The 15297-nt window shown below is 66.5% G+C and carries 13 protein-coding genes and 1 tRNA gene; 13 read left to right on the forward strand and 1 reads right to left on the reverse strand.

Annotated features, from left to right (window positions below):
* Positions 1 to 132 precede the first annotated feature (132 nt).
* Positions 133 to 219 (reverse strand) — tRNA-Leu (locus K6T56_05210).
* Positions 220 to 271: 52 nt separating this feature from the next.
* Between K6T56_05210 and rnr the strand changes: the two genes are divergently transcribed.
* From rnr to trpB, 13 genes are all read left to right on the forward strand, one after another.
* A complete protein-coding gene (gene rnr / locus K6T56_05215; GenBank protein ID MCL6555744.1) occupies positions 272 to 2536 on the forward strand; it encodes a ribonuclease R in 2265 nt (754 codons plus the stop codon).
* Entirely contained in the window at positions 2533 to 3273 is a 741-nt protein-coding gene (gene rlmB / locus K6T56_05220; protein ID MCL6555745.1) for a 23S rRNA (guanosine(2251)-2'-O)-methyltransferase RlmB, read from the forward strand. Before rnr ends, rlmB begins: the two co-directional genes overlap by 4 nt.
* Positions 3274 to 3330: 57 nt before the next feature.
* Complete coding sequence (leuC, locus tag K6T56_05225) at positions 3331 to 4758, forward strand: 3-isopropylmalate dehydratase large subunit (GenBank protein ID MCL6555746.1); 1428 nt, start codon at positions 3331 to 3333, stop codon at positions 4756 to 4758.
* Positions 4759 to 4778: 20 nt separating this feature from the next.
* Positions 4779 to 4904: an entericidin A/B family lipoprotein gene (locus tag K6T56_05230; GenBank protein MCL6555747.1), complete on the forward strand. Its 126-nt coding sequence runs from the start codon at positions 4779 to 4781 to the stop codon at positions 4902 to 4904.
* Positions 4904 to 5542, forward strand: a complete 639-nt coding sequence (gene leuD, locus K6T56_05235; GenBank protein ID MCL6555748.1) for a 3-isopropylmalate dehydratase small subunit — start codon at positions 4904 to 4906, stop codon at positions 5540 to 5542. Before K6T56_05230 ends, leuD begins: the two co-directional genes overlap by 1 nt.
* 87 nt (positions 5543 to 5629) lie before the next feature.
* On the forward strand, positions 5630 to 6691 hold the full coding sequence (gene leuB / locus K6T56_05240) for a 3-isopropylmalate dehydrogenase (protein ID MCL6555749.1): 1062 nt from the start codon (positions 5630 to 5632) through the stop codon (positions 6689 to 6691).
* A 54-nt stretch (positions 6692 to 6745) separates the two neighbouring features.
* Positions 6746 to 7858 carry an aspartate-semialdehyde dehydrogenase gene (asd, locus tag K6T56_05245; protein MCL6555750.1) on the forward strand — a complete coding sequence of 371 codons (1113 nt, stop codon included), beginning with the start codon at positions 6746 to 6748 and terminating at the stop codon, positions 7856 to 7858.
* 85 nt (positions 7859 to 7943) lie between these two features.
* On the forward strand, positions 7944 to 8951 hold the full coding sequence (locus tag K6T56_05250; protein MCL6555751.1) for an aspartate-semialdehyde dehydrogenase: 1008 nt from the start codon (positions 7944 to 7946) through the stop codon (positions 8949 to 8951).
* 81 nt (positions 8952 to 9032) lie between these two features.
* Positions 9033 to 11978: a LysM peptidoglycan-binding domain-containing protein gene (locus K6T56_05255; protein ID MCL6555752.1), complete on the forward strand. Its 2946-nt coding sequence runs from the start codon at positions 9033 to 9035 to the stop codon at positions 11976 to 11978.
* 83 nt (positions 11979 to 12061) lie between these two features.
* The gene (locus tag K6T56_05260) at positions 12062 to 12673 is read left to right on the forward strand and encodes a hypothetical protein (protein ID MCL6555753.1); all 612 of its coding nucleotides are present in this window, start codon (positions 12062 to 12064) and stop codon (positions 12671 to 12673) included.
* Complete coding sequence (truA, locus tag K6T56_05265; protein ID MCL6555754.1) at positions 12670 to 13470, forward strand: tRNA pseudouridine(38-40) synthase TruA; 801 nt, start codon at positions 12670 to 12672, stop codon at positions 13468 to 13470. The genes K6T56_05260 and truA overlap by 4 nt, the downstream gene beginning before the upstream one ends.
* A 7-nt stretch (positions 13471 to 13477) precedes the next feature.
* Positions 13478 to 14101, forward strand: a complete 624-nt coding sequence (locus tag K6T56_05270; GenBank protein ID MCL6555755.1) for a phosphoribosylanthranilate isomerase — start codon at positions 13478 to 13480, stop codon at positions 14099 to 14101.
* Complete coding sequence (gene trpB, locus K6T56_05275) at positions 14094 to 15287, forward strand: tryptophan synthase subunit beta (protein MCL6555756.1); 1194 nt, start codon at positions 14094 to 14096, stop codon at positions 15285 to 15287. The genes K6T56_05270 and trpB overlap by 8 nt, the downstream gene beginning before the upstream one ends.
* Positions 15288 to 15297 lie beyond the last annotated feature (10 nt).

Genomic DNA, 15297 nt, shown 5'->3' on the forward strand with positions numbered 1-15297 from the left:
CGATCCCCCTCGTGGCAGGTTTGCCGTGCTTCCAGCTGGGGCGAACGCGGACTAGGGTCTGCGAGCGCTGCCTGCGCGGCTGCTGCTTCGGAAAACGAAGAAAAGGGGGGCGCGGAATGCTTGAATGAAGGGTGGTGCCCAGGAGAGGACTCGAACCTCCACAGTGTTGCCACCGCTAGGACCTGAACCTAGTGCGTCTACCAATTCCGCCACCTGGGCAAGAGCCGCAATTGTAATGAAAAAGGAAATGGTGTCAATGAAGAAGAAGGCCATGAAACTCCCGCCGGTGCGCCTGGCGGATCCCTATCTCGAACGGGAGAGGGAAAAATACGGCCACCCCCTGCCCAGCCGGGAATACATCCTGCAGAAACTGCGCGAACACGGCGTGCCCATCGACTTCGACGCCTTCGCACGGATGATGGGCATCGCTCCCCACGAGATGGAATTCTTCGCCCGGCGCATCGACGCCATGGAACGCCAAGGGCAGCTCATGCGCAACCGCAAGGGGGCGTTGTGCATGGTGGACAAGCTGCACCTCATCAAAGGGCGGGTGCAGGGTCATCCCGACGGTTTCGGTTTCGTCGTGCCGGAAGGCGGCGGTGAGGACATCTTCCTCTCGCCCCGGGAAATGCAGACGGTGATGCACGGGGATGTGGTGATGGTGCGGGTCACCGGCACGGACCGGCGCGGTCGGCCGGAAGGCACTGTGGTGGAAGTGCTGGAGCGCGCCAACAAGCGCATCGTGGGGCGGCTGATGGCGGAACGGGGCATCCTCTTCGTCGTGCCCGAGGACAAACGCATAAGCCACGACATCCTCGTCGAGCCCCGCGGGGCCGGCAAGGCCAAGCCGGGTCAGGTGGTGGTGATCGAGCTTACCGAGCAACCTTCCCGCTACGCCCAGCCCATCGGCCGTATCGTCGAGGTGCTGGGCGACTACGGCGATCCCGGCATGGAGATCGAGATCGCGGTGCGCAAGCACAATCTCCCCTATCAGTTTTCCCGCGAGGTGGAGCGGCGATGCCGCAAGTTCCCCAAGGGGGTGCGGGCGGAGGACCTGGCCGGCCGCGAGGATATCCGCGACCTGCCCCTGGTGACCATCGACGGCGAGACGGCCCGCGATTTCGACGATGCGGTCTATTGCGAAAAACGCTGGCGTGGCTGGCGTCTGGTGGTGGCCATTGCCGATGTCAGCCATTACGTGGCCCACGGCGACCCCCTCGACCGGGAAGCGCTGGAGCGCGGCAACTCGGTTTATTTCCCGCGCCGCGTCATTCCCATGCTGCCGGAGGTGCTCTCCAACGGCCTCTGCTCCCTCAACCCCCAGGTGGACCGCTTATGCATGGTGTGCGATATGGAAATCAGCGGCAGCGGTGAAATCCGCAAATACCGCTTCTACCCCGGCGTCATGCACTCCCATGCCCGGCTCACCTACACCCAGGTGTGGGACATGTTGCAGCACCCGGAGGGGCAGACTGGAAAGGCGCATGCGGGGCTGCTACCCCACCTGCAGAAGCTCTACAAGCTCTACCAGGTGCTGAGGAAGGCGCGCACCAAGCGGGGCGCCATCGACTTCGAGACCATCGAGACGCAGATGATCTTCAATGAGCAGGGCAAGATCGAGCGCATCGTGCCGGTGGAGCGCAACGACGCCCACCGCCTGATCGAGGAATGTATGCTGGCCGCCAACGTCTGCGCCTCCGATTTCCTGCAGAAGCACAAGCATCCCGCCCTCTACCGCGTCCATGAAGGACCGACACCGGAAAAACTCGAAGCGTTGCGGGAGTTCCTCAAGAGTTTCGGTCTCAGCCTGGGTGGCGGCGATCATCCCCACGCCAAGGACTACGCCAAGCTGCTGGAAAAAATCAAGGGCCGGCCCGATGCGCAACTTCTGCAGACGGTGATGCTGCGCTCCCTCAAGCAGGCCATGTACAGCCCGGACAACGTGGGACATTTCGGTCTCGCCTATGAGTCCTACACCCACTTCACTTCGCCCATCCGCCGCTATCCCGATCTGCTCATCCACCGTGCCATCAAGGCCGTGCTGGCGGGCCAGGAGTACAAGCCCGGCGACTGGCACCAGCTCGGCCTGCACTGCTCCATGACGGAGCGCCGCGCCGATGAGGCCACGCGGGACGTGGAGCAGTGGCTCAAGTGCTACTACATGCAGGACCGCATCGGCGAGGAGTTCGAAGGCACCATCAGCGGCGTCACCAGCTTCGGCCTCTTCGTCGCGCTCGATGGGGTGTACGTGGAAGGCATGGTGCACATCTCGGAGCTGGGCAACGATTACTTCACCTTCGATGCGACGCAGCATCGTCTGGTGGGTGAACGCACCCACAAGGTGTACCGGCTTGCCGACCGCATGCGGGTACGGGTGGCGCGGGTGAGTCTGGAAACCAGCCGCATCGATTTCGTCCCCGCCGAGGGCGAGGGGAGGAGGACGACGCGGGGCCGCTTACGGCATGCCGCGGCGGACAAAGCCGCCCACGAGGGGAAGCGGGGCGAGGCGGGCACCGGCCTTCGCCGACGGGCATGAGTGGGCACACCTTCCTTTACGGTTTCCACGCCGTGCTGGCGCGGCTGCGGGCAAAGCCGGAAAGCGTGGAGGAAATCTATCTCGACCGCGCCCGTCAAGACAAACGCGCCCAAACCCTGCTCAGCAATGCCGAGGCGGCCGGGGTGCGGGTCATTCCCACCGAGGGGGCGCGCCTCGATGGCATGGTGGGCAAGGCGCGGCACCAGGGCGTGGTGGCGCGGGTCAAACCCGTGCGGTTGGCAGTCCACCTGGATGAGGTGCTCGATGCCCTCGACGAGCCGCCGCTCCTCTTGGTACTGGATGGGGTGCAGGACCCCCACAATCTGGGCGCGTGTCTCAGGGTGGCGGATGCCATGGGGGTGCATGCGGTCATCGCCCCCAAGGACCGTGCCGTGGGGCTCACCGCCACCGTGCGCAAGGTGGCGAGCGGCGCAGCCGAGCGGGTGCCCTTCATCCCGGTGACCAATCTCGCCCGCAGCCTGCGGGAATTGAAGGAGCAGGGCATCTGGCTCGCCGGTGCGGCGGCGGAGGCGGAACAGGACCTGTTCACCGCCCGCCTGGGCGGGCCGCTCGCCTGGGTGCTGGGTGCCGAAGGGCAGGGGCTGCGGCGCCTGACGCGGGAATCCTGCGACGAATTGATCCGCATCCCCATGTTCGGCGGGGTGGAAAGCCTGAATGTGTCCGTGGCCGCCGGCATCTGCCTCTACGAGGCGCGGCGCCAGCGCGCCCTGGTGTGATGCCTGCCGGCGGGCCCTCCGCTATAATGAGCGTTTTTCCCAACCGACACCCCCATCATGGCCGGCAGGACGCTCTACGACAAGCTGTGGGACGATCACGTGGTGCACGTCGAGGAAGACGGCACCACGCTGCTCTACATCGACCGTCATCTGCTCCATGAGGTGACCAGCCCGCAGGCCTTTGAAGGTCTGCGCCTCAATCACCGCAAACCGTGGCGGCCCCAGGCCAACCTGGCGGTGGCGGACCACAACGTGCCCACCACCCGCCGCGACCAGGGCATCCAGGATCCCGTCTCCGCCCTGCAGGTGGAGACGCTGGACAAAAACTGCGAGGAATTCGGCATCACCGAGTTCCGCATGAACGACATCCGCCAGGGCATCGTCCATGTGGTGGGTCCGGAACAGGGGGCCACCCTGCCCGGCATGACCGTAGTCTGCGGCGACTCCCACACCAGCACCCATGGTGCCTTCGCCGCCCTCGCCCATGGCATCGGCACCTCCGAGGTGGAGCACGTGCTGGCCACCCAATGCCTGCTGCAGAAGAAATCCAAATCCATGCTGATCAAGGTTGAGGGCAAGCTTGCCCCCGGCGTGACCGCTAAGGACGTGGTGCTGGCCATCATCGGCACCATCGGCACTGCGGGGGGCACGGGCTATGCCATCGAGTTCGCCGGCAGTGTGATTCGCGAGCTGTCCATGGAAGGGCGCATGACGGTGTGCAACATGGCCATCGAAGCCGGGGCGCGTGCCGGCATGGTGGCGGTGGACGACAAGACCATCGAATACCTGCGCGGGCGGCCCTTCGCTCCCAAGGGCGAGATGTGGGATCGGGCGGTGGCCTACTGGCGGACCCTGGTGAGCGATCCGGATGCCCGTTTCGACAAAGTCGTGGAAATTGACGGCAGTCGCATCAAGCCCCACGTCACCTGGGGCACCTCACCGGAAATGGTGACCACCATCGATGGGCATGTGCCGGATCCGGCGCAGGAGGCCGACCCGGTCCGGCGCGCCAGCATGGAACGGGCGCTGGCCTACATGGGCCTTGCGCCCAATACCCCCATCACGGAGATCACCATCGACAAGGTGTTCATCGGCTCCTGCACCAATTCCCGCATCGAGGATCTGCGTGCGGCGGCGGCCGTGGTCAAGGGCAGGCGCGTGGCGGACAATGTGAAGCTCGCCATGGTCGTGCCGGGATCGGGGTTGGTCAAACGGCAGGCGGAAGCCGAGGGGCTCGATCGCATTTTCATCGAGGCCGGCTTCGAATGGCGGGAACCGGGCTGTTCCATGTGCCTGGCCATGAATGCCGACCGGCTGCAACCCGGTGAGCGTTGTGCCTCCACCTCCAACCGGAATTTCGAAGGCCGCCAGGGACCCGGCGGCCGCACCCACCTCGTCAGTCCCGCCATGGCCGCGGCGGCGGCAATTGCCGGGCGGTTCGTGGACGTGCGTCAATTCCTCGAACCCGGCCGCAACGCGGCCTGATCGCGATGGAGGAAACTGCAATGAAGAAAATTGCCCTTTTCCTGCTCTTCCTGGGCGTGTTTGCCCTGTCCGCCTGCAACACCATCGAGGGCCTGGGCAAGGACATCAAGAAGGGCGGCGAAGTGATCGAAAAGGCGGCGAAATAGTGGAACCCTTCACCCGACTCGTGGGGCTGGTGGCGCCGCTCGATCGCGCCAATGTGGACACCGACGCCATCATTCCCAAACAGTTCCTCAAGTCGATCCGGCGCACCGGCTTCGGTCCCAATCTGTTCGACGAGTGGCGATATCTGGATCATGGCGAACCGGGAATGGACAATTCCAAACGGCCGCTCAATCCGGATTTCGTCCTCAACAAGCCGCGCTACCAGGGCGCGCAGATTCTGCTCGCGCGGGAGAATTTCGGCTGCGGTTCCAGCCGCGAGCATGCCCCCTGGGCGCTGCTCGACTATGGCTTTCGTGCCATCATCGCGCCCAGCTTTGCCGATATCTTCTACAACAACTGTTTCAAAAACGGCCTGCTGCCCATTGTGCTGGATGCGGCGGTGGTGGATCGGCTCTTCCGCGAGACGGAGGCCAATGAGGGCTACCGGCTCACCATCGACCTCGCCGCGCAGACGGTGACTACGCCCTCCGGTGAGGTCTTGCACTTCGAAGTGGACGAGTTCCGCAAATACTGTCTGCTAAACGGCCTGGACGACATCGGGCTGACGCTGCGGCACGTGGACAAAATCCGCGCCTACGAGGAAAGGCGGAAGAAGGAAGCGCCGTGGTTGTTCGATTGAAGGTTCCACCGCGGCGTGCGCGGGTGGGGCAGGCAGGAAGGCCCTGGAAAAACGCGCCGCGCACTCCGTGGTGAAGAGGGTTCCGGAATGAAAATTGCAATTCTACCCGGCGACGGCATCGGTCCCGAAATCGTCGCCCAGGCGGTGAAGGTGATGCAAGCACTCATGCGCGAGGGGCTGCCGCTGGAGCTCGAGGAGGCGCCCATCGGCGGCGCCGGCTTCGATGCGGCGGGCGATCCGCTGCCCGAAGCCACCCTTGCCCTGGCGCGGGCGGCGGATGCGGTGCTGCTGGGGGCGGTGGGGGGACCCCAGTACGACGCACTGCCGCGGGATAAGCGGCCGGAGCGGGGCCTGTTGCGCATCCGCAAGGAACTCAACCTGTTCGCCAACCTGCGCCCGGCGGTGCTCTATCCCGAGCTCGCGGCTGCCTCCACCCTGCGCCCCGAAGTCATAGCGGGGCTTGACCTCATGATCGTGCGGGAGCTCACGGGGGATGTCTATTTCGGTCAGCCGCGGGGCATCGAGGTGCGCAATGGCGAGCGGGTCGGTTTCAACACCATGATCTATTCGGAATCGGAAATCCGCCGGGTGGCCCATGTGGCCTTCCGCATCGCCCAGAAGCGCCGGCGGCGTCTGTGCTCGGTGGAAAAGGCCAATGTCCTGGAATGTTCCGAACTGTGGCGGCAGGTGATGATCGAAGTCTCCAGGGAATATCCGGACGTGGAGCTCACCCACATGTACGTGGACAATGCCGCCATGCAGCTCGTGCGCAATCCCAGGCAGTTCGACGTCATCGTCACCGGCAACCTCTTCGGCGACATCCTCTCCGACGAGGCGTCGATGCTGACGGGTTCCATCGGCATGCTCGCCTCGGCTTCCCTGGATGCCAGCAACAAAGGGCTTTATGAGCCCATCCACGGCTCCGCGCCGGATATCGCCGGCCGCGACGTGGCCAACCCCCTGGCCACCATCCTTTCCGTGGCCATGATGCTGCGCTATACGCTCAACCAGGAGGAGGCGGCGCAGCGCATCGAGGCGGCCGTGAAGAAGGTGCTGGCGCAGGGCCTGCGCACCGCCGACATTTACACGGAAGGCATGCGCAAGGTGTCCTGCAGCGAAATGGGCGATGCCGTGGTGGCGAATCTTTGAGGCCGGGTGGATGGACCTTCTGGTTTGACCCCTGGCGCAACGAAGGAGAAGACCGTGAGAACAGGATTCATCGGCTGGCGTGGCATGGTGGGCTCGGTGCTCATGCAGCGCATGCGGGAAGAGAAGGACTTCGATCTCATCGAACCGGTGTTCTTCACCACCTCCAACCCCGGCGGCCGGGGGCCGGAGGTGGGCCGGGAGGTGCCGCCCCTGAAGGATGCCTACAATCTCGATGAGCTCAAGGCGATGCAGGTCATCGTCACCTGTCAGGGCGGGGACTACACCAAGGACGTGTATCCCCGCCTGCGCGCCGCGGGCTGGCAGGGCTACTGGATCGACGCCGCCTCCACCCTGCGCATGGAGGAGGATGCGGTGATCATCCTCGATCCGGTCAACCGCCGGGTGATCGATGCCGCCCTCGCCCGGGGCGTGAAGACCTACGTCGGCGGCAACTGCACCGTCTCCCTCATGCTGATGGCCCTTGGCGGCCTCTTCGAGCAGGGGCTTGTGGAGTGGATCAGCCCCATGACCTACCAGGCCGCTTCCGGGGCCGGCGCGCGCAACATGCGCGAGCTTTTGCAGCAGATGGGGGCCATCCACGCCGAGGTGAAGGACTTGCTGGACGACCCGGCCTCCGCCATCCTGGAGATCGACCGCAAGGTGGCGGATTTCCTCCGCTCCGACCGCTTTCCCCTCGATGCCTGGCCGGTGCCCCTGGCCGGTTCCCTCATCCCCTGGATCGACGCCCAGCTTGCCAGTGGGCAGAGCCGGGAGGAGTGGAAAGCCCAGGTGGAATGCAACAAGATCCTGGGGCGCAGCGACAACCCCATTCCCATCGACGGCCTGTGTGTGCGCATCGGCGCCATGCGCTGCCACAGCCAGGCGCTCACCATCAAGCTGACGCGGGACGTGCCCCTTGCCGACATCCACGACATCCTCGCCGCCCACAACCCCTGGGTGAAGGTGGTGCCCAACGAGCGGGAAATCACCATGCGGGAACTGACCCCCGCTGCCGTCACCGGCACACTGACGGTGCCGGTGGGGCGCCTGCGCAAGCTCAACATGGGGCCGCAATACCTTTCCGCCTTCACGGTGGGCGATCAGCTCCTGTGGGGGGCGGCGGAACCCTTGCGCCGCATGCTGCGCATCCTGCTCGAGCGGCAGTAGCCGCCCGCGTCCGCCGGCCGGCGCGGCAAAGGGGCCGGCGGTCTTGCCCGGGCTTCACCTGCCGCCGTTTTCCTGGGAAGTCGCGATGAAATACGACGTCTGCGTGGTGGGACCCCGCACCCTCCTGGGGGAAACCCTGCTGGAAATCCTGGAGGAGCGCGCCTTCCCGGTGGGGGCGCTCCATCTTCTCGATAGCGGCGAGGAAGTGGGGGAGACCGTAACCTTCGCCGGCCGTGACCACACGGTGCGCGAGGTGGCCGATTTCGACTTCGCGGCAGCGCCCCTGGTTTTCTTCTGCGGCGGGCCGGCGCAAACCTTGGAGCAGGTACCGCGGGCAAACCGCGCCGGCTGCCGCATCATCGATGCAAGCGGCGCCCTGGCGGAGGATCCCGAGGTGCCGCTGGTGGTGCCCGAGGTGAACCCCGACGCCCTCCATCAGGGCCGCCTCTTCGCCAGCCCCAGCGCCGCGGCGGTGCTCGCGGCCGCCACCCTCAAGCCCCTCGTCGATCCCTTCGGCTTGACAGTGGTCCGGCTGGTGAGCCTGGAGCCGGTTTCCGGAACCGGACGCGCCGCGGTGGAGGAGCTCGCCCGCCAGTCCATGGCGCTTTTCAATCAGACGACCGTGCAGGCCGAGGTGTATCCGAAACAGATCGCCTTCAATCTGCTGCCGCAGATCGGCGCGCCGGATGATTCCGGCTACAGCAGCGCGGAGCGCACCCTGATCGCGCAGCTCAAGCGTCTGCTCGGGCTGCCGGGCGTGAGCCTGGAGGCGACCTGCGTGCGTGTGCCGGTGTTTTTCGGCCAGGCTCTGGTGGTCCAGGCCGATACCCAACGACCCGTGAGCCGGGAGGCGGTTCAGCGTCTGTTCGACGTGGCCCCGGGTGTGGTGCTCTACGACCGGCCGGAGGCGGGTGGCTGGCCCACGCCGGTCATGGAGGCTGCCACCAACGACCCGATTTTCATCGGTCGGGTGCGCGCATCGGCGGAAAATGCTAAAGGAATCACCTTTTGGGCCGTAGTTGACAACATGCGCAAAGGCGGGGCGCTCAATTGCGTGCAGATTGCCGAAAAGTTAATCGGGAATTCCCGCTGACTTAACATGCCGGATCAGCTTGCATCGATAACTATTTGATGTTACCGTGCTTAGCCTGGCCAGGACATTCATGAGGGTGGCATGAAACCTAAACAGACTCTGAAGCGTTGGCTGATTGCGGGTGCGCTTTTTGCCATGCCCTGGGCCTCTTTTGCTGCGGGGCTGGGCAACATCACCGTGATTTCGGCTCTGGGCCAGCCCCTGCGCGCCGAGATCGACCTCATTGCCGTGCCCAAGGACGAGGTGGACCTCCTCGTGCCCCGGATCGCGCCGGCGGAAGAATACCGCCGCGCGGGTCTGGAGCGGCCGGAGGGGGCGGGGGCGTTGCGGCTCGCGGTGGAGAAGCGCCCCAACGGCCAGCCCTACCTCAAGGTCACCTCGACGCAACCCATCAACGAGCCCTTCCTGCAGCTCCTCATCCAGTTGGACTGGCCCGGCGGCCGCATTTTCCGCGGCTACACCGTTCTCCTCGACCCGCCGGGTCTGCAGGAGCGTCCCGCTGTGGCCACGGTGACGCCACCCATCCCGGCCGCGGCACCCGTGGCGCGTGAGGCGGCTGCTGCCCCGGTGGCTGCGCCCAAGCCCGAGCCTGCCGCCGTGGCGGAAAAGCCTTCCCGCAGGAAGGCCGCGGCGCGGGCGCCGGAGCCGAAACCCGCGCCAGCCAAACCCGAAGTCCTGGTCAAGGCCGTGCCCCCCGCGCCCTTGACACCCGCAGAGCAGACCTTCCCCCACTTCGAGGGTGAGCGGGAAGTCACACCTTCCGCCACGCCGGCACCGGCGGCGGTGGCGCCCGTGGCGGAGCAGAAGACCTACCGGGTCAAGCCGGGGGACACCCTGGCGAAAATCGCCCAAAGCGTGAAGCCGGAGGGGGTGAGCCTGGAGCAGATGCTGGTTGCCCTCTTCGAGGCGAACCGCCAGGCCTTCGAGGGCAACAACATGAATCGCCTGCGCAGCGGCCAGATCCTGCGCGTGCCCGCGGCGGAGGAGGCGACCGCCGTCAGCCGCACTGAGGCGGCACGCCAGGTCAAGGCCCACGCCGCCGATTGGAATGCCTACCGGCAGAAGCTGGCGGCCGCGGCGGTGAGCCAGCCGGCGGAGTCCGGCCAGGAGGCAAGCGGCAGGATCACCACCAAGGTGGAGGAAAAGGCGCCCGAGGCCAAGGAGCCCAAGGACGTGCTCAAACTGTCCCAAGGTGAAGTCCCGCCCGGCAAGGGTGCGGTAGGCGCCAAGGGATCGGCGGAGGGCAAGGCGCTGCAGGACAAGCTCAATGCGGCGCTGGAAGAAGCCGCGGCAAAGGAAAAGGCCCTCAAGGAGGCCAACTCCCGCATTGCCGAGCTGGAGAAGAACATCCAGGACATGAAACGCCTGCTGGAAGCCCAGAACCAGCAACTCGCCGAACTGCAGAAGCTCGCCGCCGCCTCCAAGGCGCAGGCTGCGGCGCCGGTGAAGGCCCCCGAGCTGAAGGCACCTGAAATGAAGCCCGCGGAAGAGGCGGCCAAGCCCCAGGAGGCGGCCAAGGCGCCCGAGCCGAAGCCCCTGGAGGCGCCCAAGGCTGCCGAGGAAAAACCCGCGGAAAAAGCGGCGCAGGCCCCGGCGGCGAAGCCCGCTGCCCCGCCCAAACCTGCGCCGGCGAAGAAACCGGTGGTGGAGCCGGTGCCCGAGCCTTCCTTCATGGAAGAGCTGCTGGGCAATCCCGTCTATGTCGCCGGCGGCGGCGCGGTCCTCATCGGTGGGCTGCTTGCCGCCCTGTGGGCCGTGGGCCGGCGGCGCAAAAAAGCGCTGGCAAGCTTCGAAGACTCCATCATGACGGGGGGCGACCTCAAGGCCAACACCGTCTTCGGCAACACGGGTGGGGGTCAGATCGACACCGGCGATACCTCCTTCCTCACCGACTTCAGCCAGGGTGGCATGGGGGCCATCGACACCCACGACGTGGATCCCATTGCCGAAGCCGAGGTGTACATGGCCTACGGCCGGGATGCGCAGGCGGAGGAAATCCTCAAGGAAGCCCTCAACAAGGACCCCAACCGCCATGATGTCCAGCTCAAACTGCTGGAGATTTACGCCGGTCGCAGGAACAAGGAAGCCTTCGAGACCGTCGCCACCGAGCTCTATGCCGCGACCGGCGGGCAGGGTCCCATCTGGGAGAAGGCCGCGGAGCTGGGACGGGGGCTCGACCCGGACAATCCCCTCTACGCCGGTGGTGGCGCCTCCGCCGCGCCGGTCGCTGCCGGGGCTGCCGCCGCGGCGGGGGCTGCCGCGGGAGCAGCGGCAGCCGCTGCCAGGACGCCCAGCGTGGACGTCACCCTGGACCTTGAGGACGAAAGCGGCGTGCCCCTGGACCAGGCGACGGTCCCCAGTGGCCTGGATACCGAAGTGCCGCTGGAATTCGATCTCGACACCATTGCGCCGGCCGCTCCCGCTCTCCAAGAGGCGGCCGGGGAAGGGGAAAAGCCCGAGGCGGCTGCGGCAGCGGAAGGCACCCTGGAGTTCGACCTTAACACCATCATCCCCAAGGCGGTGGAGAAACAGGAAGGCGCCAGCACCACCGAAGCCCCCCTCTCCCTGGAGCTCCCCGAACTTTCTCTGGTGACGGAGAGCCAGCCGCAGCCCGGTGAAGGGGAGCCGGCGAAGCCCGCCGGGACCACCGAGGGGCTGGATTTCCACTTCGAGATCGAGACCCCCAGCGAACCCACTCCCGCTGCCGCGCCCCCGGTGGCGGAGTCAGCCGAAGCCCTCATGCCGGAGCTGGATCTCTCCGGCATCGAATTGGAGATGCCGGGGGAGATGACCCGGGAGCTTGCCGCGGCGCCCGAAGGGCCCGCCACCGTCCCGCTGGAGGAGGCGCCCACCGTGGCCGGCCAGCCCGATGCCTGGGAGGAAGCCTCCACCAAGCTCGACCTCGCCCGCGCCTACCTGGAAATGGGCGACAAGGAAGGGGCCCGGGAAATCCTGGAGGAAGTGGTGCAGGAAGGCGGCCCCGAACAGCAGGCTGACGCCAGGAAACTTCTCGCCACTTTGGCGTAAACTCCTCATCTCTCACCCCCCGGGGAAGCCAGCGGCTTCCCCGAGGGGGGCCGTTGGGCCCCTCCGGGCCGTTGGTTGAGTCCGTGTTGAATCCCGCCACCCTCTTGGGACTTTGGCTTGCCTTCATCATCGCCCTGCCGGTGATGGGGCCGCCTGCCCTGCTGCTGGCTACCCTCATGGGCGCGGTGGCGCTTTTTCGCGCCGCAGTGCGTCGCCGCTTCCTCCACCTGCTGCGCCGTACCCGGCTGCTCCTCCTCCTTTTGCTCCTCGCCCATGCCTGGACCACCCCCGGCGAGCCCCTCGGCCCCCATCTGCCCAGCGGGGAGGGGCTCTACAGCGGCTTCCTCTATGCCCTTCGTTTGCTCCTCATGCTGATAAGCCTCGCCTGGCTGCTTGACCGGCTCAGCCAGGCGGAGCTGCTAGGCGGGCTTTATCTCCTCCTGCGGCCCTTGGGCCGCCTTGGGCTTCCCGTGGAGCGTTTCGTGGTGCGGCTTGCCCTGGTGCTGGGCGATGGCAGCCCCCGTGCCGTCCCCCTGAAGCCGCAAACCCTGCTGGGAGAGCTAAAGCAGCCGGCCCCGGCAGGGGCCGGCGAGGTGGTCGTCGATCTGCCCCCCTTCGGCTGGCGGGATGGGGTGGCGGGGATGGCGGCCGGGCTCCTTTTGCTGCTGATCCTGGCGGCGCAGGCGCATCCATGACGGCCAGCCCGCAGCGCATCGCCATCGGCGTGGAATACGATGGCAGCCGCTTCTGCGGCTGGCAGACCCAGCCCACCGGCTGCGCCGTGCAGGATGTGCTGGCGGAGGCCGTGGGGCGCATCGCAGGCCATCCGGTGCGGCTGGTGGCGGCGGGTCGGACCGATAGCGGGGTGCATGCGGTGGCCCAGGTGGTGCATTTCGACACCCACGCCCTGCGGCCGGCCACCGCCTGGGTGCGGGGCGTGAACGCGCTCCTGCCCCCCAGTGTGAGTGTGCTGTGGGCAAGCCCGGTGGATGGCCGCTTCCACGCCCGCTTTTCCGCGCGTGCCCGGCGTTACCGTTATCTGCTCCTCAACCGGCCGACCCGGCCCGGTTTGCTGGCCGGCCGCGTCGGCTGGTGCCATGCACCGCTGGATGTGGAGGCCATGCGTAGCGGGGCGGCGCTCCTTGTGGGGGAGCACGATTTCAGCGCCTTCCGTGCCGCCGAATGCCAGGCGAAAAGCCCGGTGCGCCACCTCATGCGGCTGGAGGTCACGCGGCAGGGAGAATTGGTGGTCCTGGACTTCGTCGCCAATGCTTTCCTGCACCACATGGTGCGCAACATCGTCGGTTGTCTGGTTTACGTGGGCAGGGGAAAATATCCCCCCGGCTGGATCGCGGAGCTTTTGGCCGGGCGCGACCGCACCCATGCCGCGCCCACCTACGCCGCCGATGGCCTCTATTTCACCGGCGCCGATTACGGGCCGGAGTGGGGCCTGCCGCCAAGCCCTGAACCTGCGCTGCCCCTGCCCGGCTGAGAGCCCGATGCCCGTACGCGTCAAAATCTGCGGCGTAACCCGCGTCGAGGATGCCTTGGCGGCCGCCCACGCCGGCGCCGACGCCATCGGCCTCGTCTTCTATGAAAAAAGCCCGCGTCACGTGAGCCTGGAGGCGGCGCGGGCCATTCTTGCCCGCCTTCCCCCCTTTGTCACCAGTGTGGGGCTGTTCGTCGATGCCGCCCCGGAAGCGGTGCGGGCCGTGCTGGCCGCGCTGCCCCTCGATCTTTTGCAATTCCATGGCGAAGAGCCGCCGGAGTACTGCCGCGCCTTCGGCCGGCCCTACATCAAGGCGGTGCGGGTGCGGCCGGGGGTCGATCTGGTAGAATGGGCGGCCCGCTTCGCCGACAGCCGGGGGCTTCTGCTGGATGCCTACGTCGAGGGCACCCCGGGGGGGACCGGGCGCGTTTTCGACTGGTCCCTGATCCCCCGGGATCTGCCCCTGCCCATCGTGCTTTCCGGGGGACTTGCCGCCGACAACGTGGAGGAGGCTATCCGCCGCGTGCGGCCCTGGGCGGTGGATGTATCGAGCGGCGTGGAGGCGGCGAAGGGAATCAAGGACGCGGCCAGGATCGCTGCGTTCATGCGAGGAGTGCGCAATGCAGATGTATGACCTGCCGGACGAACGGGGTCATTTCGGGCCTTACGGTGGCATTTTCGTCGCCGAGACCTTGATGGAGGCGCTGCAGGAGCTCAAGGAGGCCTACGAGCGCTACCGTTTCGACCCCGACTTCCAAGCCGAATTCACCCGCGATCTCAAGCACTACGTGGGCCGGGCCACGCCCATCTACTACGCCCAGCGCCTGAGCGATCACCTGGGTGGCGCGCGCATTTTCCTCAAGCGGGAAGACCTCAACCACACCGGAGCGCACAAGATCAACAACACCGTCGGCCAGGCGCTGCTCGCCAAGCGTATGGGCAAGCGGCGGGTGATCGCCGAGACCGGCGCCGGCCAGCACGGCGTGGCTACCGCCACGGTGGCGGCGCGAATGGGGATGGAATGTGTGGTGTACATGGGGGCGGAGGACGTCAAGCGGCAGGCGCCCAACGTGTTTCGTATGAAAATGCTGGGTGCCACGGTGGTGCCGGTGGAATCCGGTTCCCGCACCCTGAAGGATGCCCTCAACGAGGCCATGCGGGATTGGGTGACCCATGTGGATACCACCTTCTACATCATCGGCACCGTGGCCGGGCCCCATCCCTATCCCATGATGGTACGGGACTTCCAGGCGGTGATCGGCCATGAGGCCCATGCCCAGATGCAGGCGCTCATCGGCCGCCAGCCGGACGCGGTGATTGCCTGCGTGGGCGGCGGCTCCAATGCCATGGGCATTTTCTACCGCTACATTGCCGAAGAAAACGTGCGCCTCATCGGTGTGGAGGCCGGTGGCCTGGGTCTCGACACCGGCCGCCACGCGGCGCCCCTTTCCGCGGGCCGGCCGGGGGTACTCCATGGCAACCGCACCTATCTCATGCAGGATGCCAATGGGCAGATCATGGAAACCCATTCCATTTCGGCGGGGCTCGACTACCCCGGCGTGGGGCCGGAACATGCCTGGCTCAAGGACAGCGGCCGCGCCGAATACGTCACCGTCACCGATCAGGAGGCGCTTGCCGCCTTCCACGACCTCTGCCGTTTCGAAGGCATCATCCCGGCCCTGGAATCCAGCCACGCCCTGGCCCATGCCATGAAAATCGCGCCCACCATGGACCGCGACGCGGTGCTGCTCGTCAATCTCTCCGGCCGCGGCGACAAGGACCTCAATACCGTCGCCGCCCTCTCCGGTATCAGCCTTTGAGTCGCGGAGC

The sequence above is a fragment of the Burkholderiales bacterium genome (assembly GCA_023511995.1).
Lineage (GTDB): Bacteria > Pseudomonadota > Gammaproteobacteria > Burkholderiales > Thiobacteraceae > Thiobacter.

Excerpts from the sequence above, each read along its gene's own strand:
- rnr (MCL6555744.1), top strand. The coding sequence starts at position 272 with ATGAAACTCCCGCCGGTGCGCCTGGCGGATCCCTATCTCGAACGGGAG.
- rlmB (MCL6555745.1), top strand. The coding sequence starts at position 2,533 with ATGAGTGGGCACACCTTCCTTTACGGTTTCCACGCCGTGCTGGCGCGG.
- leuC (MCL6555746.1), top strand. The coding sequence starts at position 3,331 with ATGGCCGGCAGGACGCTCTACGACAAGCTGTGGGACGATCACGTGGTG.
- K6T56_05230 (MCL6555747.1), top strand. The coding sequence starts at position 4,779 with ATGAAGAAAATTGCCCTTTTCCTGCTCTTCCTGGGCGTGTTTGCCCTG.
- leuB (MCL6555749.1), top strand. The coding sequence starts at position 5,630 with ATGAAAATTGCAATTCTACCCGGCGACGGCATCGGTCCCGAAATCGTC.
- K6T56_05250 (MCL6555751.1), top strand. The coding sequence starts at position 7,944 with ATGAAATACGACGTCTGCGTGGTGGGACCCCGCACCCTCCTGGGGGAA.
- K6T56_05255 (MCL6555752.1), top strand. The coding sequence starts at position 9,033 with ATGAAACCTAAACAGACTCTGAAGCGTTGGCTGATTGCGGGTGCGCTT.
- truA (MCL6555754.1), top strand. The coding sequence starts at position 12,670 with ATGACGGCCAGCCCGCAGCGCATCGCCATCGGCGTGGAATACGATGGC.
- K6T56_05270 (MCL6555755.1), top strand. The coding sequence starts at position 13,478 with ATGCCCGTACGCGTCAAAATCTGCGGCGTAACCCGCGTCGAGGATGCC.
- trpB (MCL6555756.1), top strand. The coding sequence starts at position 14,094 with ATGTATGACCTGCCGGACGAACGGGGTCATTTCGGGCCTTACGGTGGC.